The 20,240-nt window shown below is 69.4% G+C and carries 19 protein-coding genes; 8 read left to right on the forward strand and 11 right to left on the reverse strand.

Features of this window, described 5'->3' with window-relative positions; translation table 11 throughout:
- Positions 1–187 precede the first annotated feature (187 nt).
- From NVS83_RS19225 to rpsD, 4 genes are all read left to right on the forward strand, one after another.
- Positions 188–1,009: an RNA methyltransferase gene (locus NVS83_RS19225; RefSeq protein WP_258740752.1), complete on the forward strand. Its 822-nt coding sequence runs from the start codon at positions 188–190 to the stop codon at positions 1,007–1,009.
- A gap of 150 nt (positions 1,010–1,159) precedes the next feature.
- Positions 1,160–2,008, forward strand: a complete 849-nt coding sequence (gene murI / locus NVS83_RS19230) for a glutamate racemase (protein WP_258740753.1) — start codon at positions 1,160–1,162, stop codon at positions 2,006–2,008.
- A 131-nt stretch (positions 2,009–2,139) separates the two neighbouring features.
- On the forward strand, positions 2,140–3,378 hold the full coding sequence (locus NVS83_RS19235) for a lytic murein transglycosylase (protein WP_258740881.1): 1,239 nt from the start codon (positions 2,140–2,142) through the stop codon (positions 3,376–3,378).
- A 216-nt stretch (positions 3,379–3,594) separates the two neighbouring features.
- The gene (gene rpsD, locus NVS83_RS19240) at positions 3,595–4,212 is read left to right on the forward strand and encodes a 30S ribosomal protein S4 (protein WP_258740754.1); all 618 of its coding nucleotides are present in this window, start codon (positions 3,595–3,597) and stop codon (positions 4,210–4,212) included.
- 1,002 nt (positions 4,213–5,214) lie between these two features.
- Here rpsD and grxD read toward each other — a convergent pair.
- The 6 genes from grxD to purC form a co-directional block, all read right to left on the reverse strand.
- A complete protein-coding gene (gene grxD, locus NVS83_RS19245) occupies positions 5,215–5,553 on the reverse strand; it encodes a Grx4 family monothiol glutaredoxin (protein WP_258733198.1) in 339 nt (112 codons plus the stop codon).
- A gap of 170 nt (positions 5,554–5,723) precedes the next feature.
- Positions 5,724–5,960 carry a BolA family protein gene (locus NVS83_RS19250; protein WP_258733197.1) on the reverse strand — a complete coding sequence of 79 codons (237 nt, stop codon included), beginning with the start codon at positions 5,958–5,960 and terminating at the stop codon, positions 5,724–5,726.
- Positions 5,961–5,973: 13 nt separating this feature from the next.
- Complete coding sequence (gene purL / locus NVS83_RS19255) at positions 5,974–8,184, reverse strand: phosphoribosylformylglycinamidine synthase subunit PurL (protein WP_258740755.1); 2,211 nt, start codon at positions 8,182–8,184, stop codon at positions 5,974–5,976.
- Between the two features lie 49 nt (positions 8,185–8,233).
- Positions 8,234–8,932 carry a phosphoribosylformylglycinamidine synthase subunit PurQ gene (purQ, locus tag NVS83_RS19260; RefSeq protein ID WP_258740756.1) on the reverse strand — a complete coding sequence of 233 codons (699 nt, stop codon included), beginning with the start codon at positions 8,930–8,932 and terminating at the stop codon, positions 8,234–8,236.
- Positions 8,933–8,942: 10 nt separating this feature from the next.
- Entirely contained in the window at positions 8,943–9,185 is a 243-nt protein-coding gene (gene purS / locus NVS83_RS19265) for a phosphoribosylformylglycinamidine synthase subunit PurS (protein ID WP_258733194.1), read from the reverse strand.
- Between the two features lie 141 nt (positions 9,186–9,326).
- On the reverse strand, positions 9,327–10,136 hold the full coding sequence (gene purC, locus NVS83_RS19270; protein WP_258740757.1) for a phosphoribosylaminoimidazolesuccinocarboxamide synthase: 810 nt from the start codon (positions 10,134–10,136) through the stop codon (positions 9,327–9,329).
- 302 nt (positions 10,137–10,438) lie between these two features.
- Between purC and NVS83_RS19275 the strand changes: the two genes are divergently transcribed.
- The 3 genes from NVS83_RS19275 to NVS83_RS19285 all read left to right on the forward strand — a co-directional run bounded on the left by NVS83_RS19275 (position 10,439) and on the right by NVS83_RS19285 (position 14,429).
- Positions 10,439–10,762 carry a DUF1476 domain-containing protein gene (locus NVS83_RS19275; protein ID WP_258740758.1) on the forward strand — a complete coding sequence of 108 codons (324 nt, stop codon included), beginning with the start codon at positions 10,439–10,441 and terminating at the stop codon, positions 10,760–10,762.
- A gap of 241 nt (positions 10,763–11,003) precedes the next feature.
- Complete coding sequence (locus NVS83_RS19280; RefSeq protein WP_258740759.1) at positions 11,004–13,595, forward strand: SH3 domain-containing protein; 2,592 nt, start codon at positions 11,004–11,006, stop codon at positions 13,593–13,595.
- Positions 13,596–13,733: 138 nt separating this feature from the next.
- Positions 13,734–14,429, forward strand: coding sequence for an SH3 domain-containing protein (locus NVS83_RS19285; RefSeq protein WP_258740760.1), 696 nt, complete (start codon positions 13,734–13,736; stop codon positions 14,427–14,429).
- A gap of 14 nt (positions 14,430–14,443) precedes the next feature.
- Here the strand turns inward: NVS83_RS19285 and purB are convergent, their stop codons facing one another.
- Both purB and rpe read right to left on the reverse strand, forming a co-directional pair.
- Entirely contained in the window at positions 14,444–15,751 is a 1,308-nt protein-coding gene (gene purB / locus NVS83_RS19290; RefSeq protein WP_258740762.1) for an adenylosuccinate lyase, read from the reverse strand.
- Between the two features lie 98 nt (positions 15,752–15,849).
- Positions 15,850–16,536 carry a ribulose-phosphate 3-epimerase gene (gene rpe / locus NVS83_RS19295; RefSeq protein ID WP_258740763.1) on the reverse strand — a complete coding sequence of 229 codons (687 nt, stop codon included), beginning with the start codon at positions 16,534–16,536 and terminating at the stop codon, positions 15,850–15,852.
- 168 nt (positions 16,537–16,704) lie between these two features.
- Here rpe and NVS83_RS19300 point away from each other — a divergent pair, with 168 nt between their 5' ends.
- Positions 16,705–17,088 carry a hypothetical protein gene (locus tag NVS83_RS19300; protein ID WP_258740764.1) on the forward strand — a complete coding sequence of 128 codons (384 nt, stop codon included), beginning with the start codon at positions 16,705–16,707 and terminating at the stop codon, positions 17,086–17,088.
- A 121-nt stretch (positions 17,089–17,209) separates the two neighbouring features.
- Here the strand turns inward: NVS83_RS19300 and NVS83_RS19305 are convergent, their stop codons facing one another.
- From NVS83_RS19305 to NVS83_RS19315, 3 genes are all read right to left on the reverse strand, one after another.
- Entirely contained in the window at positions 17,210–18,064 is an 855-nt protein-coding gene (locus NVS83_RS19305; protein WP_258733187.1) for a glycine betaine ABC transporter substrate-binding protein, read from the reverse strand.
- Positions 18,065–18,141: 77 nt separating this feature from the next.
- Positions 18,142–18,996 carry an ABC transporter permease gene (locus NVS83_RS19310; RefSeq protein WP_258740765.1) on the reverse strand — a complete coding sequence of 285 codons (855 nt, stop codon included), beginning with the start codon at positions 18,994–18,996 and terminating at the stop codon, positions 18,142–18,144.
- Between the two features lie 11 nt (positions 18,997–19,007).
- Positions 19,008–20,219, reverse strand: coding sequence for a quaternary amine ABC transporter ATP-binding protein (locus NVS83_RS19315; protein ID WP_258740766.1), 1,212 nt, complete (start codon positions 20,217–20,219; stop codon positions 19,008–19,010).
- Positions 20,220–20,240: the final 21 nt, after the last annotated feature.

Here is a 20,240-nt window from a genome sequence, read left to right on the forward strand (position 1 = left end):
CAATCGGGCGATCGGCACGATTTATTGCCGCGGCGTGCCGCGCGCGGCGGGCGCTTCGCATCGCCGCCCGCAACCTCTATATCAGCGGGCTTTCGGCGCCGGACGGAGCGGCGCCCGTGCGGAGAGGAGACAAGCGATGCCCGGCGCCGGGACGGACAGCACGAGGGCGTGGCCGGAGGGTGGGCCGGTGGTCATTCTTGTCGAGCCGCAGCTCGGCGAGAATATCGGCTCGGCCGTGCGGGCGATGGGCAATTTCGGCCTGTCGCGGCTGCGCATCGTCAATCCGCGCGAGGGCTGGCCGAACCCCAAGGCGGTGACCTTCGCCTCCGGCGCGGACCGCATCCTCGAGGAGGCGGAGATCTTCCCCGACCTGCGCTCGGCGGTGTCGGACCTCAACTTCCTCGCCGCCGCGACGGCGCGCGAGCGGGGGATGCAGAAATCGGTGATCGGCGCCGACACCATGGCGGTCGAGACCGCTTCGCGCATCGCCGCCGGCGACACGGTGGGCATCCTGTTCGGGCGCGAGCGCACCGGCCTCTATACCGAGGAGGTCTCGCTCGCCGACGTCATCCTCACCCTGCCGGTCAACCCCGCCTTCGCCTCGCTCAATCTCGGCATGGCGGTCGCGGTGGTGAGCTATGAGTGGTTCAAGCTCGCCTCCGAGGGCACGCTGCCGTTCCAGCAGCCGGACCGCTATCCGCTCGCGGACAAGGGGGACCTCTACGCCTTCTTCGACCATGTCGAGCGCGAGCTCGACGCGGCGATGTTCTTCCGCTCCAAAGAGAAGCAGCCCGTCACCACCCGCAACATCCGCAACATCTTCCACCGGCTGGGGCTGACCCGCCAGGACCTCGCGACCCTGCACGGCATGGTGGCCGCGCTGGTGGAGGGGCGGGAGACGCGCGCGGCGCGCACCGCGGCCCGTCTGGGCGGCCGGCGCGGGCCTTCCGGGAGCGATCCGGAGGCGCCCGATGTCGAAGCGGAAGGAGAGGCCGGGACGGAGCGCTGAAAGAAAGATTCCGTTCACCAGGATGCGTCACAATCCTGCCGGGATGGAGGACATCAGATGCGTATCGAGGCTTCACCCGTTTCCGGTCTGGATCCCGCCGCGCGGGGCGCCTCGCTCCGTTCCTCAGGGTCGTCCCAGGTTTCCGCGCTCGTGTCTTCCGCGCCGTCCCACCCGCCCGCGAGCGCGCTGCGTGCGCCGACCATTCTGGTTTTCGATTCCGGCCTCGGCGGGCTGTCCGTGTTCCGCGAGCTGGCCCGCACGCGGCCGGATGCGCGCTTCGTCTACGCAGCGGACGATGCCGGCTTTCCCTATGGCGGGCGCGAGGAGGGGGCCCTCGTCGCGCGCGTCCTGGGGGTGATGGACGCGCTCATCGCGCGCATCGCGCCCGACGCCGTGGTGATCGCCTGCAACACCGCCTCGACGCTGGTGCTGCCGGCCCTGCGCGCGCGCTACCCCATTCCCTTCGTCGGCACCGTGCCAGCCATCAAGCCGGCCTGCGAGGGCTCGCTGTCGCGGCAGGTGAGCGTGCTGGCCACCCCCGGCACGGCGCACCGCGACTATACGCAGGCGCTGATCCGTGACTTCGCCGGCGGCTGTGCCGTCAATCTGGTCGGCAGCGCGCGGCTCGCGGCGCTCGCCGAGGCGGCGATGCGGGGCGAGCAGGTAGCGGACGATGATATCGCCGCCGAGAGCGCGCCGGCCTTCCTGCGCGAAGGCCGTGCGCGCACCGACACGATCGTGCTGGCCTGCACCCATTATCCGCTGATCCTCGACCGGCTGGAGCGGCTGGCGCCGTGGCCGGTGCGCTGGATCGATCCGGCGGCGGCGATCGCCCGGCGGCTGAGCTCGCTCATCGGGCCGGTCGCCTTCGCGGCGAGCCCGGCGCCGCTGCGCCTGTTCTCCACCGGCGCGCCCCTCGACGCGGCGCTGGTGGAGCGTATCGTCGGGCGCCCGGCGCGGGCGGGAGAGCTGGTGCCGACGGTGTCCGAGCCGGCCTGAGGCGTCGGCAATCTTTGGCGCGGTAGCCCGGCGCCTTGCCGACGACACGATCCGTCCCCAGCATGACGCAGCGGCGGCAATGGCCGGAGGAGATTCGCCCCGTGAGCGACGAGCATGAGAGCGGCCTCGGCATGGCCCGGCGGGGGGCGCTGTCCCGCCGCGGGCTGCTGATGGGGGCGGGTGCGCTGGCGCTTGCCGGCGGCGCCTCGCCGGCGGTCGCGCAATCGGCCAAGCAGCCTTTCTCGGTATGGGTGGCGGAGTTCCGGGCCAAGGCGCGGGCGCGCGGCATCACCGACGCGGTCTATGACCGGGTGACGCGCGGCTTGCAGCCCGACCTCTCGGTCTATGCCAAGGACCGCGCCCAGCCCGAATTCCGCGAGGAGCTCTGGCAATATCTGAACCGGCGGATTTCCGAATGGCGGCTGATCACCGGCCGGGCGGCGGCCAAGGAGAACGCGTCGCTGCTGAAGCGGCTGAAGGCCGATTACGGCGTCGAGCCGGACGTGCTGCTCGGTCTGTGGGGCATGGAGAGCGCCTTCGGCGAACTCGTCACCGATCCCGACCACATGCACCCGGTCTTTCCCTCGCTCGCCGCGCTCGCCTGGGGTGAACGGCGCCGGCGGCGCTACTGGGAGACCGAGTACCTGAACGCGCTGGCGATCGTGCAGCGCGGCTGGGGCAAGCCGGAGGGCATGCTCGGCTCCTGGGCGGGCGCGATGGGCCACACCCAGTGGATGCCGGAGGTGTGGCTCAATCTCGGCGTCGACTATGACGGCAACGGCTATCCCTCGCCCTATTCGGTGGCCGACGCGCTGGCGGGCAGCTCGCGCTACCTCATCAAGCGCGGAAGCTACCAGCGGGGCCTGCCTTGGGGCTTCGAGGTGACGATGCAGGGCGTCGACGACAAATATGCCGATGCGCGGCGCTGGCGCACGGTTGCCGATTGGGCCAAGCTCGGCGTGCGGCCGGCGGGTGGGGGACGCTTCGCCTATCCGAAGGCGCGGGCGCGCCTGTGGGCGCCGGTCGGCACCGACGGCCCGTGCTTCCTGCTGACGCAGAACTTCTACGCGGTGCGCAGCTACAACCCGTCGATGAACTACGCGCTCGCCGTCTGCCATCTCGGCGACCGGGTGCTGGGCGGCGGCGACTTCGTCACGCCGTTCCCGGGCGGCGAGCGGGCGCTGACGCTGGCCGAGGTGCAGGAGGTGCAGCGCCGCCTGACCCGGATCGGGCTCGACACCGGCGGCGTCGACGGGCGCGTCGGCAACATGACGATGGGCGCGGTCGCCACCTTCCAGCGCCGCATGGGCGTGAAGCCGGACGGCTATGCCGGGCTTGACGTGCTGGCGGCGCTGAGGAAGGCGCACTGAGGGCGGCAGGCCGGGCCGCGCACCTTGACCTTTCGTCCGTTTCCCACTATGCACCCGCCACTCGCGGGGCTGTCCAACGGCCCCGCGTGGTGTTTCACGCACCCGTGGATGCCTCCGGCGCGTTCGGAGGGGTCCTGTCGGCCCTCAGGGAAGAATCCCGAGGGGCAGAGGAGGGGGCGCGATCCAAACGCAACATGATGCGAAGAGGACCTGCGCATGAGCAAGCGCGTTTCGGCCAAGCACAAGCTTGACCGCCGTATGGGCGAAAACATCTGGGGCCGTGCCAAGAGCCCCGTCAACAAGCGTGAATACGGCCCCGGCCAGCATGGCCAGCGCCGCAAGGGCAAGCTCTCCGACTTCGGCGTGCAGCTGCGCGCCAAGCAGAAGCTCAAGGGCTATTACGGCTCGATCGGCGAGAAGCAGTTCTACGCCGTCTATGTCGAGGCCTCGCGCCTCAAGGGCGACACCGGCGCCAACCTGATCGGCCTGCTCGAGCGCCGTCTCGACGCGGTGATCTATCGCGCCAAGTTCGTTCCGACCGTGTTCGCCGCCCGCCAGTTCGTGAGCCACGGCCACGTCAAGGTGAACGGCCGCCGCGTCAACATCCCGAGCTACAAGCTGAAGATCGGCGATGTGATCGAGGTCAAGGAAGCTTCCAGGCAGCTCGCGTTGGTGGTCGAGGCGGTCGCCTCCGGCGAGCGCGACGTGCCGGACTATCTCGAGGTCGATCACTCCAAGATGACCGCGAAGTATGCCCGCGTGCCCGAGCTCAACGAGGTGCCCTATCCGGTGGTGATGGAGCCGAACCTCGTGGTCGAGTATTATTCGCGCTGATCCTTCCGGATCGCGAGACACGAAAAGCCGCCCATCCGGGCGGCTTTTTTGTTGTTGGTCAAGGAGATGCGGGCGAATTTGGAGAGGTTGATTCCGGTCCGGCAGGCCGAGCCTGCCGTGCTCCATCGCCGGGCCATGACGTTGCGCAGGCCGCTCGGAGGGTTCTCGTCGCGGGCCGGCAGTCAGCCAACGACCTCGACGAGCAGCCGCTTCAGCGCCGCGTGCGGCAGGTGGTCGGCATGTGCCGTGATGCTGGCCATGCGCGCAAGTGCCCGCGCGCCTCGGCATGATGTGGCCGATGAAGCGCTGGCCGCAACCCGCCTTGCCGGACAGGAACACGCCTCAGCCCTACGTTCAGCAGGTCGGGGAAGGCGAGCCGTGCCGGGGTTTTCCTTCGCGCCGCCGTCCTTCATGCCGTCGTCGCGCAGGCCGACCCGCCGCGCGCGCGATTTCACTACTGCCCCGTCGGTGCGGAACAGCTTCGAGGTCTCGATCTCGTAGAGGTCAGCGCCATGGGCGAAGCGCTAGAACCGGCGGCAGCGATAGCCCTGCTCGCGCGTCACGCGCGGTTCGCGGGTGATGCCCCGTCTGGTCGTCTTCTTGATGGTGAGGATATAGGGCGCCGAAACGATCGAGGTCGATGAGGCTCGCCGTGCCGTGCCGCGGACCCGGCGATGCGCTCGCACGCGTGGACTTGAAGGCGAAGAGCTGCGAGCTCTCTACAATCCGCCGGCCGAACGGGATCGCTCAATCAAAGCGCGGCGATCGGCAGTTCGTAGATAACGGCGATCCCGGATTTGCGGTCTTTTTGAGCTGGAATTGGACCGGCTCAATGAAGCCGAAATAGCCGCGTAGCGGCAGTCGCTCGGGCGACACGCCTCTTCCGGTCACGTCGGTCCGGGCCGGCTGCGGCCCTGGACGCCGGGTTCAAGAACAGCCGATCGCCGCCGGCCCCATCGGTGCCGCGAAACCTACCCGGGAGACGACCCCGCGCGCGAGGCCTCAGGCGCTCGCGCGGCCCATGACCGGGATGCCCTTCTCCTCGAGCAGGGTCTGCAACTCGCCCGACTGGTACATCTCGCGCAGGATGTCGCAACCGCCGACGAACTCGCCCTTGACGAAGATCTGCGGGATGGTCGGCCAGTTGGTGTACTGCTTGATGCCCTGCCGGATCTCGTCGGAATCGAGGACGTTGATGCCCTTGTAGTCGGCGCCGAGCAGGGTGAAGATCTGCGCCACCTGGCCCGAGAAGCCGCACATGGGGAACTGGGGCGTCCCCTTCATGAAGACGACGATGTCGTTGCTCTTCACCTGGCTGTCGATGAAATCCTGGATGCTCATCTGGCATTCACCCGTTGGCGGCCCGCCGGGCCGCGTGTTCCTGGTCCTGTGGAATAGGTGATGGCGCCGGCGCGCCATTCAACCCTTGGACCCTATATAAACCACGCCCGCCGCGCTGTCGTGCCGCGCCGCCTCAAACCTTCGGCAGCGGCTTTCGCCGCCCGCTACCGTCAGGCCTTGGGTATTTCGGTCTGCAGGGCGAGGGCGTGCAGGACGCCGCCCATGGGCTCGCCGATGGCGGCATAGACCATCTGGTGCTGCTGCACGCGCGACTTGCCGCGGAAGCTCTCGCTGACCACGGTGGCGTGCCAGTGATTGCCGTCGCCGGCCAGGTCGCGCATCGTCACCTGCGCGTCCGGCAGGCCATCGCGGATGAGACGTTCGATCTCGGCTGCTTCCATCGCCATGGTCGGGGCTCCCTCACATCATGCCCGCGCCCATATAGATGGGCAGCCAGGCTTCGTTGCGCTCGCGCAGGGCCTCCAGCACGATCGCCCGCTCGCCGGGCAGGGCGATCTTGTCGCCGCCCGTGGTGCCGAGCTTGGAGAGCGCGATGCCGGCGGCCTCGGCGCGCTTGATGACGGCGCCCTTGGTGCCGCCATTCACGGTCAGCACGTAGCGGGCCTGGTCCTCTCCGAACCAGTAGGCGAAGGGGCTCATCTCGGCGGGCGGGGAGACCAGCGTGGCGCCGATGCCCGCGGCCATCGCCATCTCCGCGACCGCGACCAGCAGGCCGCCGTCGGACACGTCATGGACCGCGGTGACGAGCCCGTCCTCGATCAGCGCGCGCACGAAGTCGCCATTGCGCTTCTCGAGCTCGAGGTCGACCGGCGGCGGTGCGCCGTCCTCGCGGTCGAACACCTCGGCGAGGAAGGCGGACTGGCCGAGCCATCCGCTGGTCTCGCCGACGGCGAGGATGGTCTCGCCATTCGCCTTGAAGGCGAGCGTGGCCATCTTCTCGACGTCCGGCAGCACGCCGACGCCGCCGATGGTCGGGGTCGGCAGGATGCCGCGCCCATGGGTCTCGTTGTAGAGGCTGACATTGCCCGAGACGACGGGGAAGTCGAGCTTGAGGGCGGCCTCGCCGATGCCGCGCAGGCAGCATACGAGCTGGCCCATGATCTCCGGCTTCTCGGGGTTGCCGAAGTTCAGATTGTCGGTCAGCGCCAAGGGCTTGCCGCCGACGGCGGTGATGTTGCGCCAGGCTTCCGCCACCGCCTGCTTGCCGCCCTCGAACGGGTCCGCCTCGCAATAGCGGGGGGTGACGTCGCAGGTCAGGGCGAGCGCCTTCGGGCCGTCCGCGACGCGGATGACCGCAGCGTCGCCGCCCGGGCGCTGCACCGTGTTGTTGAGGATGAGGTGGTCGTACTGCTCCCAGATCCAGCGCTTGGAGGCGAAGTTGGGCGAGCCCATCAGCCGCTCCAGCGCGCCCGGCAGCGTACCAGTGATCTCCAGCGAAGCCGGCTCGATGCGCTGCTGCTTGGGCGTCTCCACCCAGGGGCGGTCATAGAGCGGGGCCTGGTCGCCGAGCTCCTTGATCGGGAGGTCGGCCTTCACCTCGCCCTTGTGCTTCACCACGAAGCGCAGGTCGTCGGTGGTGTGGCCGACGATGGCGAAGTCGAGCCCCCACTTCCTGAAGATCGCCTCGGCCTGCTCCTCCTTGCCCGGCGCGATGACCATGAGCATGCGCTCCTGGCTCTCGGAGAGCATCATCTCATAGGCGCTCATGCCCTCCTCGCGGCAGGGCACGGCGTCGAGGTCGAGCTCGATGCCGAGGTCGCCCTTGGCGCCCATCTCGACCGCCGAGCAGGTGAGGCCGGCCGCGCCCATGTCCTGGATCGCGACCACGCAGCCCGCGCCCATGATCTCGAGGCAGGCTTCCAGCAGCAGCTTTTCCGCGAAGGGGTCGCCGACCTGCACGGTCGGGCGCTTCTCCTCCGCGCCCTCGCCGAACTCGGCGGAGGCCATGGTGGCGCCGTGGATGCCGTCGCGGCCGGTCTTGGAGCCGAGATAGACCACCGGCAGGCCCACGCCGGTCGCCGCCGCGTAGAAGATCTTGTCGGCGTCGGCGAGGCCCACCGCCATCGCATTGACGAGGCAGTTGCCGTCGTAGCGGGTATGGAAGCCCACCTGGCCGCCGACCGTCGGCACGCCGAAGGAATTGCCGTAGCCGCCGATGCCGGCCACCACGCCCGCCACCAGATGGCGGGTGCGCGGGTGGGCGGGATCGCCGAAGCGCAGCGCGTTCAGCGCCGCGATCGGCCGCGCGCCCATGGTGAACACGTCGCGCAGGATGCCGCCGACGCCCGTCCCCGCACCCTGGTAGGGCTCGATATAGGAGGGGTGGTTGTGGCTCTCCATCTTGAACACGGCGGCCTCGCCGTCGCCGATGTCGATGACGCCGGCATTCTCGCCCGGGCCCTGGATCACCCAGGGCGCCTTGGTTGGCAGGCCCTTCAGGTGCAGGCGCGAGGACTTGTAGGAGCAGTGCTCGTTCCACATCGCCGAGAAGATGCCGAGCTCGGTGAAGCTCGGCTCGCGGCCGATGAGCGTGAGGATGCGCTCGTATTCGTCGGGCTTCAGGCCGTGTTCGGCGATGAGCTCGGGAGTGATCTTCGGTTCGCTGATCATGCGGGTTCGGTCATCCGGTTGCGCGAGGTGAGGGCGGGAAGCCGCGGTCTCACACCCGCTCCAGCGCATCCACCATGCTCTCGAACAGGGCGCGCCCGTCGGTGGAACCGAGGAGCGGATCGACCTGGTTCTCCGGGTGCGGCATCAGGCCGAGCACGTTGAGCTTTTCGGAAACGATGCCGGCGATCGAGTTGGCGGCGCCGTTCAGCACCTGCGTGTCGTCGCGCCGGCCGTCGGGCATCACATAGCGGAACACCACGCGGCCCTCGCCTTCCAGCCGCTTCAGCGTATCGGCATCGGCGGCGTAGTTGCCCTCGCCATGGGCGACCGGGTAGCGCACCAGAGCGCCCCGGGCGTAGCGGCTGGTGAAGGGGGTGTCGTTGCGCTCGACCTTCAGCAGCGCCTCGCGGCAGATGAAGCGCAGGCGCGCATTGCGCACCAGCACGCCCGGCAGCAGGCCGCTCTCGCACAGGATCTGGAAGCCGTTGCACACGCCCAGCACCAGCCCGCCGCGCGCGGCATGGGCGCGCACCGCCTCCATGATCGCGGCCCGGGCGGCGATGGCGCCGCAGCGCAGATAGTCGCCATAGGAGAAGCCGCCCGGCAGCACCACGAGGTCGGTGCCGGCGGGAAGCTCGGTGTCGGCGTGCCAGACTACGGCCGGCTCGACGCCGGTGATCTGCCGGATGGCGTGGGCGACGTCGCCTTCGCGGTTCGAGCCGGGGAAGAGGATGACGGCGGCTTTCATCGGCGAGGCCTCACCCGACGAATTCGATGCGGTAGGTTTCGATCACCGTATTGGCGAGAAGCTTCTCGCAGGCGTCCTTCAGGGTCGCCTCGGCCTTGTCCTTGTCCGTTCCGTCGAGCTCGACGTCGAACACCTTGCCCTGGCGGACACTGGCGATGCCGGGCACGCCGAGCGAGCGCAGGGCGCCCTCTATGGCCTTGCCCTGGGGATCGAGCACCGCGGATTTCAGGGTGACGAGAACGCGTGCCTTCATCAGACCACTCTTGACGACAATGGTTCGGGAATAAAGAAGCGGGGGCCTTTGCGCCCCCGCCTATCATCATGCCGCGAACGGCTCAATGCGCGAATGCGGATGGCAGCCGAGCCATGTGGGCATCGCTCCGGCCGCCGGCCCTCACTCTTCCGGCTCGGATTTCACCAGAACCGGGCCGCTGCCCTGGAGCCGCTCGTTCTCGGCCATGATGCCGAGACGGCGCGCGACTTCCGAATAGGCCTCGACGAGGCCGCCCATGTCGCGGCGGAAACGATCCTTGTCGAGCTTGTCGTTCGACTTGATGTCCCACAGCCGGCACGAATCCGGGCTGATCTCGTCGGCGACGACGATGCGCATCATGTCGCCTTCCCACAGCCGGCCGCATTCCATCTTGAAGTCGACGAGACGGATGCCGACGCCGAGGAACAGGCCCGACAGGAAGTCGTTGACGCGGATCGCGAGCGCGATGATGTCGTCGATCTCCTGGGTGGTGGCCCAGCCGAAGGCGGTGATGTGCTCTTCCGACACCATCGGGTCGTTGAGCTGGTCGTTCTTGTAATAGAACTCGATGATCGAGCGCGGGAGCTGCGTGCCTTCCTCGATGCCCAGGCGCGAGGAGAGCGACCCGGCGGCGACGTTGCGCACGACCACTTCGAGCGGAATGATCTCGACCTCGCGGATGAGCTGCTCGCGCATGTTCAACCGCCGGATGAAATGGGTCGGGACGCCGATCTCGTTCAGCTTCTGGAAGACGTATTCCGAGATGCGGTTGTTGAGGACGCCCTTGCCATCGATGACGTCATGCTTCTTGTTGTTGAAAGCAGTGGCGTCGTCTTTGAAATGCTGAATCAGGGTGCCGGGCTCAGGGCCTTCATAGAGGACCTTCGCCTTACCTTCATAAATGCGGCGGCGGCGGCTCATGGGGGGGTACCGTCGGTTGAGGAAGTCCATTGGTGTGCCGAGGCTCCGATGTGTACGGCTTCACGGCGGGGGTACCGAACTTTTGCGCGACCCCTCGCGTGACGATTCGCGTCGCATAGGCACCGGCACCCACGCCCGGACACTAGCCGATCGGGGGAGCGGATACAAACGCGCCGGCGGAAAGGGCCTGTGCATGTTCGGTTCTGCGGCGCCCGAGAGGGCCTGTGAGCGTCACATTGACGTAGGGGCGGCCATGACGCGTCGACGGCGTTGATTTGGGTGCGGGCTCGGGATAATCAACCCCGCGATTTCCGGAACAGGGGCGAGACCGCATGAGCACGTTCGATAAGCGCGAAGATGCGTTCGAGGCGAAGTTCGCCCACGACGAGACGCTGCGTTTCAAGGCGCATGCGCGCCGCAACAAGGCGCTCGGCATGTGGGCGGCCGAGAAGCTCGGCCTGGCCGGCGCCGAGGCCGAGGCCTATGCGCGCACGCTCATCGAGGCCGATCTGGAAGAGGCCGGCGACGAGGATGTCTTCCGCAAGGTGAAGGCCGATTTCGACGCCAAGGGCATCGACGTGTCCGAGCATCGCATCCGCCGGACCATGGAAGAGCTGCTCGCCGAAGCCATCCAGACGCTCAAGACCGAAGGCTGAGCAGGCCGCCGGGCGGTGTCGCCCGATTCGGGCGGCATGCACAGAGGTTGCACGTTGGCAACCATCTTTTCGGCATTCAATTGCAAATAGAGGGTATTCCGGGCAAGCGTGAAGGTGGGCCGTTGCCGCGACGTGGTGGCGGCGGCGTCAGGAGGAACCGATGCGGTTCACGACACCCTTCGCGCTTGCGTCCGGGCCTATGGCGTATGGCCTGGCGGTAGCCGGCACATTGGTGGCGGGCATGCCGTCGGCCGATGCCTGGCCGGCGACCACGCGCGCGACCTCGAATGTGAGGGGCGGGCCGGGCACCGCCTATGGCATGCTCGGCACCCTGCCGGCCGGCGCGCCGGTGGACGTCGTCTCCTGCGCCAATGACTGGTGCCGTACCCAGTACGGCTATATCAGCGCCGGGCTGCTGCAGCAGAGCGCGCCGGCGCCCGGCTATGCGGGTGCGCCGGCCTATGGCGCTCCGGGAATGGCGGCACCGGGCGCGGTACCGGCCTATGCGCAGGCCGGTATGGCCGATGCCGGCTCGACCGCGGCGATGGCGGCGCAGATCGCCACCGCGCCCGGCGCGGTGCACGCGGGCGCCGACACCAGCATGAAGGGCACGCGCATCACCATCGGCACCGCCAATGTGCGCAGCGGCCCCGGCACCCAGTACGACATCGTCAAGACGCTCCCGGACGCGACCTCGGTCGAGGTGTCGGGCTGCGACAATGAGTGGTGCCAGGTCGACGGCGGCTATGTCAGCATCTACCTGCTCTCGCGCGGGGCGGTGCAGCAGGTGCTGCCGGCGCAGGCGCAGCCGCGTCTTCCCGGCTCCGGGCAGGAGACCACCCAGATCTACGGGCTGACGCCGAACGTCGCGCCGCAGACCGGGCGGGCCTACGGGACGGCTGGCTATGCGAACCCGGCCTACGGGACGACGGCCATGGCGACGGCGGCGACGACCGCCACCGTCAATGTGCGCTCGGGTCCGGGCACCGGCACCAATGTGCTCGGCACCCTGCCGGCCGGGACGCCGGTGAACGTCGCCGGCTGCTCGGGTAGCTGGTGCCGCACCCAGTACGGCTATGTCAGCGCGCGCTATCTCGGCCAGGCCGCTCGCGGGGTGGGCCCCGGCCTGTCGCAGGCCCGGCCGATGATGGCGCCGCCCGCCGCGAGCTACGCGGCGCCCACCTATGCCGGCGCGCCGGCCTATGGCGCCCCGGGGATGGCGGCGCCGGGCACGGTGCCGGCCTATGCGCCGGCCGGCATGGCCGATGCCGGCTCGACCGCGGCGATGGCGGCGCAGATCGCCACCGCGCCCGGCGCGGTGCATGCGGGCGCCGACACCAGCATGAAGGGCACGCGGACCACCATCGGCACCGCCAATGTACGCAGCGGCCCCGGCACCCAGTACGACATCGTCAAGACGCTGCCGGACGCGACCTCGGTCGAGGTGTCGGGCTGCGACAATGAGTGGTGCCAGGTCGATGGCGGCTATGTCAGCATCTACCTGCTCTCGCGGGGAGCGGTGCAGCAGGTGCTGCCGGCGCAGGCGCAGCCCCGTCTTCCCGGCTCCGGGCAGGAGACCACCCAGATCTACGGACTGACGCCGAACGTGGCGCCGCAGACCGGGCGGGCCTATGCGAACCCGGCTTACGGGACGTCGGCCATGGCGACGGCGGCGACGACCGCCACCGTCAATGTGCGCTCGGGTCCGGGCACCGGCACCAACGTGCTCGGCACGCTGCCGGCCGGGACGCCGGTGAACGTCGCCGGCTGCTCGGGTAGCTGGTGCCGCACCCAGTACGGCTATGTCAGCGCCCGCTATCTCGGGCAGGTAGGCGCGGGGGCACTCGCCGGAAGCGCCTTGCAGCCGCCGGCCGGAGTGCCATCGGCTGCGGCGCCGGCCACGGTGCCCGTCGGGCGGGCCTATGCGCCGGGCGTCTCGCCCGCCGGCACCTCGACCTCGCAGATGGCGGGCGGCAGCACGACCGCGACGCCGGTCGGCTACACTGCCACCACGCTCGCCGGCGTGAATGTGCGCACCGGCCCCGGCACCAGCTACGACGTCATCTCCACCCTGCCGGCCGGCAGCCCGGTGGAGGTGCGCTCCTGCGGCACCGGCTGGTGCGCGACCCAGTACGGTTATGTCAGCGCGCGGCATCTCTCGACCTCCGGCGCGGCGCCGACGCGCGTGACGGTGCGGCCCGCGCAGGCCGGCTCGGGCAGCTATTCCAGCGCCGCCTATGCCGGGCCGAGCTACGGCGCCACCGCGGGCTATGCCGATACGACCCCGACCTATGTGGCGCAGGGCTATCCCGCCGAGGACTATCCGCCGGAGAGCTATCCCGGACGGTATTATCCCGGCGGCACCTATCCCACCTATGTCGGCTCGCCGGTGCTCGCGGCGCTCGCGGCGCCGGTGGTGGGCGTGGCGGCGGCCGTCGATACGCTGGCCAGCGGCTTCGACGGCTGGGGCGGCGGCGCGCCGACCTATGGCTATGGCTACGGCTTCAACTACCGCTGGCGGGCGAGCTGGGGGCCGGGCTACTGGGGCCCGGGCCTCTACGGCGCCAACCGCCCGACCTATTGGGGCGCGCGGCCGAGCTACTGGGGCGGGCGGCCGACCTACTGGAACATGCATCCGGGCTATCCCGCCTACACCGCGCGCTTCGGAGACCGCAACGGCGACACCTACTGGTCGCGGCGCGGCGGCGGGCGCCTGCCGCAGCGGCCCAGCTATTATTACGGCATCGGCCCGCACTGGCAGGGGCCCTACCAGGAGGGGCCGGGCTATCGCGGCCGCCCGGTGGTCTGGCGCGCCTCCTCGCGGTGGTATTGACGATCACGTGACCGGATCGTCCGGAGGGATAGGTGGTGCAACCGATTGCCGGTTTGCATGTTGCTATCTCACATGAACGCCATGGCTGCCTCTGGGGCAGCCGGCCGGGCCGAGCCCCGGCGTGGTGAGGAGAGTGCCATGTTGCTTCCCGGATTCCTTTCCCCAAGATCGATGCTTCTGGCGCTCGGCCTCCTGCTGGCCGGCACCGCGGCCGCGGCGGCGCGTCCCGCCGTCGCCACGGCCGATCTCAACGTGCGCAGCGGCCCCGGCACCCGCTACCGGGTGGTTGGGGTGCTGCAGGCGGGCCAGCAGGTGGATGCCGGCTCATGCAGCGGCGGCTGGTGCCGCGTCGGCGGCGGCTATGCGAGCTCGAGCTACCTGTCGTTCGGGGGCGGCGGCACGCGCGTCATCGTCAATCCGGACTATTATGACGGCTACGACGATGGCTATGTGGGCTTCGGCTTCGGCCCCGCCGTGGGGCTCGGCTGGGGCTGGGGCGGCGGCTATTGGGGGGGTGGACCCTGGGGCAATTACTGGGGCCCGCCACGCTATTATGGGCGCAATTACTGGGGGCCCAATGGCAGGCCCGGCTACCGGCCGCCGCCGAATTTCCGGCCGCGCTACGGCTACCGGGGGTATCCGTCCCGCGGCTGGAACCGGCCGCCTCACATGGGGCCGGGTCCGTCCCGCGGCTGGGGGCGGGGGCCGGGCTACGGCCCACGGCCTTCCGGCTACCGTCCGGGGCCGGGCTATGTGCCACGCGGCGGCCCGGGTTACGGCCGCCCGGGCGGTGGCGGCCGCCCGATGGTCCGTCCACCGGGCTTTCACCGCTGAACGGCTGAGCGTTCTCAGGCGCGTCCGAAGACGCGCCTGAAGATCGTGTCGACGTGCTTGAGGTGGTAGCCGAGATCGAACTTCTCGGCGATCTCCTCGGCCGAGAGATACTGGCGGACCTCGGGGTCGTTGGTGAGAAGGGTCTGGAACTCGCCTTCGCCCCGCCACACCGGCATCGCGTTGCGCTGCACGAGGCGGTAGGCGTCCTCGCGCGAGGCGCCCTTCTGGGTCAGCGCCAGCAGCACGCGCTGCGAGTGCACCAGCCCGCCGAGCCGGTCGAGGTTCTTCTGCATGTTCTCCGGGTAGACGACGAGCTTCTCGATGACGCCGGCGAGGCGGTTCAGCGCGAAGTCGAGCGTGACGGTGCCGTCCGGCCCGATCATGCGCTCCACCGAGGAGTGCGAGATGTCGCGCTCGTGCCAGAGGGCGACGTTCTCCAGCGCCGGCGTCACCATGCCGCGCACGAGGCGGGCGAGGCCGGTGATGTTCTCGGTGAGCACCGGGTTGCGCTTGTGCGGCATGGCCGAGGAGCCCTTCTGGCCGGCGGAGAAGAACTCCTCGACCTCCAGAACCTCGGTGCGCTGCAGGTGGCGTATCTCGGTCGCCACGCGCTCCATGGACGAGGCGACGACGCCGAGCGTGGCGAAGAACATGGCGTGGCGGTCGCGCGGGATGACCTGGGTCGAGACCGGCTCTACCGCGAGCCCCATCTTCTCCGCCACATATTCCTCAACCCGCGGGTCGATCTGCGCGAAGGTGCCCACCGCGCCGGAAATGGCGCAGGTCGCGACCTCGTGGCGGGCGGCGACGAGGCGGGCGCGGTTGCGCTGGAACTCGGCATGGGCCTGGGCGAGCTTGAGCCCGAAGGTGGTCGGCTCGGCGTGGATGCCGTGCGAGCGGCCGACCGTCGGGGTCAGCTTGTGCTCGAAGGCGCGGGCCTCCAGCGCCGCGAGCAGGCGGTCGACATCCTTGATGAGGATGTCCGCCGCGCGCACCAGCTGCACGTTGAGGCAGGTGTCGAGCACGTCCGAGGAGGTCATGCCCTGGTGGACGAAGCGCGCCTCCGGGCCGACGATCTCGGCGAGATGGGTGAGGAAGGCGATCACGTCGTGCTTGGTGACCGCCTCGATCTCGTCGATGCGGGCGACGTCGAAGGTCGCGTTCTTCCCCATCTCCCAGATCTTCGCCGCGGCCTCCTTCGGCACGACGCCGATCTCGGCGAGGGCTTCGGTGGCGTGGGCCTCGATCTCGAACCAGATGCGGAAGCGGGTCTGCGGCTCCCAGATGGAAGCCATCTCGGGACGTGTATAGCGCGGGATCACGGGCGGCTCTTTCGGCAGTCGGGCAATGGATGGCGCGCATTAGCAGATAGGCGGGGACACGACAAATCCCGCCGTCGGCGCCGGTCCGTGCGGCCCGCTCAGACAAGCTCTCCGCGCTCGCGCGCGGCGGCGTCGCGGATGGCGCGGATATTGGCGGCATAGGCGCCGGGGCCGCCCTTGAAGACCGCCGAGCCGGCGACCAGCGCGTTGGCGCCGGCGACCATGCACAGGCCCGCCGTGTCGGGGGCGACGCCGCCGTCGATCTCGATGTCGATCGGCCGGTCGCCGATCATCGCGGCGAGGCGCCGCACCTTGTCCATCACCGGGGTGAGGAAGGCCTGGCCGCCGAAGCCGGGATTGACGGTCATCACGATGATCACGTCGATGATGTCGAGCACGTATTCGATGGTCTCGGGAGGGGTCGCCGGGTTGATGGCGACGCCCGCCTTCTTGCCCAGCGCGCGGATCGCCTGCAGCGAGCGGTGCAGGTGCGGCCCCGCCTCGACATGGACGCTGATGTGGTCGGCGCCGGCCTTGGCGAAGGCTTCGAGATAGGGATCGGCCGGCTCGATCATGAGATGCACGTCGAACGGCTTGGCGGTGAGCGGGCGGATCGCCTTCACCACGTCCGGGCCGAACGAGATGTTGGGCACGAAATGCCCGTCCATGATGTCGATGTGGATCCAGTCGGCGCCGGCCGCGTCGACCGCGCGCACTTCCTCGCCGAAGCGGGCGAAGTCGCTGGCGAGGATGGAGGGGGCGATGATGAGCGGACGGATGTTCATGGGGCGGGCCTCCGGCTGGGCGGGCCGTAGCATGCGTGCAGGGCCCCCGCAATATTGTCCCCGATCCCGGCGAACCCGGATGCTCCGTTAACCATGTGCGGCTAGGCTGCGATTCGCGCTGATGCGGTCGGCGGCACGAGCGAAACGATCGACGAGGGAGATCCCGGTATGAAGAGTGCACGTTATCTGGCGGCGGGCGCCATGGTCGCTGCCGTCAGCCTGTTCGCGGCGATGCCGCAGGCGAATGCCTGGCGCGCCGGCGCCTGCGGGGCGCGCGGCTGCGTCGGCGCAGGCGGGCCCGGCTTTTACAATCCCGGCCATTACTACGGCGCCGGGCGCTATTACGGCCCCGTGCCGCGCGGTGGCGGGGTGGTGGTGGTCAATCCGCGCCGCTACTGGGCGCCGGGTGGAGCGGTGGCCGCGGGCGCCGCGCTCGGCTTCCTCACCGGCGTCGCCGCGGCGAGCCTCGCCGGCCCGCCGCCCCGGCCGAACTATTGCTGGTACTACACAAACCCCCAGCGCACGACCGGCTTCTGGGAGCCGTGCCCCTGATCGGGGACGTTCGCGCCTGAAGCGTGCGATACGAAACGGCGGCCGGGATGACGTCCCGGCCGCCGCTCTCTTTTCATGCCGGACCTTGCGGCCGGTCGAGCGGGCCTCGTTCAGACCAAGGTCACTTGGACCAGGCGTCGACCTTGTCCTTGTTGGCGTCGACCCAGGCGCGGGCGGTGGCCGCCGGATCGGTGCCGGGCTTGTTGTTCTCCACCATCACCGCCTGCTCGTCGGCGAGCGACAGGTTGAAATTGTCGAGGATCTTGTAGGCCTCCGGTGCCTCGTCCTTGAGGCCGGTCGAGACCACGGTGTTGACGGTCTCCTCGCCGCCGAACACGCCCTTCGGGTCCTTGAGGTACTTCAGGTCCCAGGTGGCGAACATCCAGTGCGGGGTCCAGGTCGTCACGACGATGGGCTGCTTCTTGGAATAGGCGTCCTTGAGGGCGGCGACCATGGTGGCGTCCGAGCCCTCGACCAGCGTCACCGGCAGGTCGTAGTCCTTGATCGCCGTTTCCGAGGCCTTCATCAGGCCGGCGCCGGGATCGATGCCGATGATCTTGCCGCCGAACATGTCGGCCTTGCCCTTGATGTCCTCGATCGAGTCGATGTCGACATAGGTCGGCACGGCCCAGCCGATCTTGGCGCCGGTTACGTTCGGGCCGAGATTGACCACCTTGTCCTTCAGCTTCTTGTAGTAGGCGGCGTGGGTCGCCGGCAGCCAGGCGGCGACCATGCCGTCCGCCTCGCCGGAGGCGACGGCCTGCCACATGGCGGCGCCCGAGAGCGGCACGATCTTCACCGTATAGCCCTTGTCCTCGAGCGCGGCCTTGACGATGTTTGTCGCCACCACCGCATCCGACCACTCCACATAGGCGATGGTCAGATCCTTCTTCTCCGCATGGGCCGCGCCCGAGGCGAGGCCGAAGACGGTGGCCGCCGCGGCGGCTGTGCGGGCGAGTTTTCCTAGGATGGACATGTCGGTTGCTCCACTCTGAGAGGTTCGGGGCAGGGCTGCTGACGCCCTTTCTGTGCCGGTTCGTTCAGGCCACGCGGTCAGCCGTGCTCCGTGTCGGTGCGCAGGCGCCGGGCGATGTGCTGGGTGATGCGGTCGAGGATGACGGCGAGCACGACGATGGCGATGCCGGCCTGGAAGCCCATGCCCGCCTCCAGCCGCTGGATCGCCTTCCACACCTCGCCGCCGAGCCCGCCGGCGCCGATCATGGCGGCGATCACCACCATGGAGAGCGCCAGCATGATGGTCTGGTTGATGCCGGCCATGATGGTCGGGATGGCGAGCGGAAGCTGGATCTTGAACAGCTTCTGCCATTTGGTGGAGCCGAACGCGTCGGCCGCCTCCACCAGCATGGGCGGTGTCTGCAGGATGCCGAGCGCGGTGAGCCGGATCGTCGGCGGCATGGCGAAGACGATGGTGGCGAAGCTCGCCGACACCGCGCCGAGGCCGAAGAACGGGATCGCCGGGATCAAATAGACGAAGCTCGGCATGGTCTGCATCATGTCGAGCGCCGGCGAGGCGACGCGCCAGAACCGCTTGCTGAGCGCGGCACCGATGCCGATCGGGATGCCGATCGCCAGCGCGAACAGGGTCGAGACCAGCACCAGCACCAGCGATTGCAGGGTCGCGCGCCACAGCTCCACGTTCCACAGGAACAGGAAGCCGAGCACCGACCACAGCGCGATCCGCACCGTGGTCAGCCGCCACACGATCAGCCCGAAGGCGGCGATCACGAGCCAGGGCGGCAGGCCGACCAGGAAATCGGTGGTCGCCTCGATGCCGGTGCCGACCACCGCGCTCATCGCCCGGGTGACGCCGGAGAAATGGTCGGTCGCCCAGTCGAGCGCGATGTCGCACCATTCGGCGAGGGGGATCTGCGGAATCTCGAACGCCATGGCCGGTCCCCTCAATGCGCCGTGTGCGGGCCGGCTTCCTGCCGCCGGCGCGCCAGCGCGGCGACGAGGTCGGCATTGGCGATGACGCCCTTCAGCTCGCGGCCGCTGCCGACCACGGCGATCTCGCCGCGGCCGGAGGCGAGCTTGGACACCGCGTCGTTGAGCGTCGCGCCCTCGGGCACGCAGGCGTCCTTGTCGCTGAGCAGGAAGCGCAGCTCGGTCTCGCCCGCGCCCTTCAGGGTCTCGGCGTCGACCGTGCCCTGGAAGCGGCCCTCCTGGCAGACCACGGTGACGACCGGCTCGCCCGACTGGGTGAGGCTGGCGAGCGCCGCCGCGGCGGTGCTGAACCAGGGCTTCACCGCCGCCGGGGCGCGCATCGCGTCGCCCGCCGTCACCACGCCGAGCACGTCGATATGCTCGACGAAGCGGCGCACATACTCGTCCGCCGGGGCGGCGAGGAAATCGGCGGCGGTGCCTTCCTGGACCACGCGGCCGTCCTTCATCAGCACGATGCGCCCGCCCAGCGCGATCGCCTCGTCGAGGTCGTGGCTGACGAAGACGATGGTTTTCTTCAGCCGGCGCTGCAGCGCCACCAGCTCCTGCTGCATGTCGCGGCGGATCAGCGGGTCGAGGGCGCTGAACGCCTCGTCCATCAGCAGGATGTCGGGATCGAGGGCGAGGGCGCGGGCGAGACCGGCGCGCTGCTGCATGCCGCCGGAAAGCTGGGCGGGATAGTGCTGGTCCCAGCCCGCTAGCCCGACCGTCTCGATGGCGGTGAGGGCGCGCTCGCGTCGCTGCGCGACGGGCACGCCCTGCACTTCGAGCCCGTACTCGACGTTGCGCTGGATGGTGCGGTGGGGGAACAGCGCGAATTGCTGGAACACCATGCCGAAGCGGGTGCGCCGGAACGCCAGCAGCTCCCGCTCGCCCAGCGCCGTCACGTCGACATCGTCGACCATCACCTGGCCGGCGGTCGGCTCGATCAGCCGGTTGATGCAGCGAAGGCAGGTCGACTTGCCCGAGCCCGAGAGGCCCATGACGACGAGGATCTCGCCCTCGGCGATGTCGAAGGAGACGTCCTGAAGCCCGACCACCGCGCCGGTGGCCTTGAGCACCTCGTTGCGGTCGCGCCCGGCCTGCAGCAGCGACAGCGCGGCCCCGGCGTCGTCGCCGAAGATCTTGGTCAGGCCGCGAACCTTGATGCGTGGCCGGTTCTGGCTCATGCGCTCCCCTCTGATTGAGGG

Origin of the sequence: Ancylobacter mangrovi (assembly GCF_024752335.1) — a bacterium.
In the GTDB taxonomy this organism is placed as follows: Bacteria; Pseudomonadota; Alphaproteobacteria; order Rhizobiales; family Xanthobacteraceae; genus Ancylobacter; species Ancylobacter mangrovi.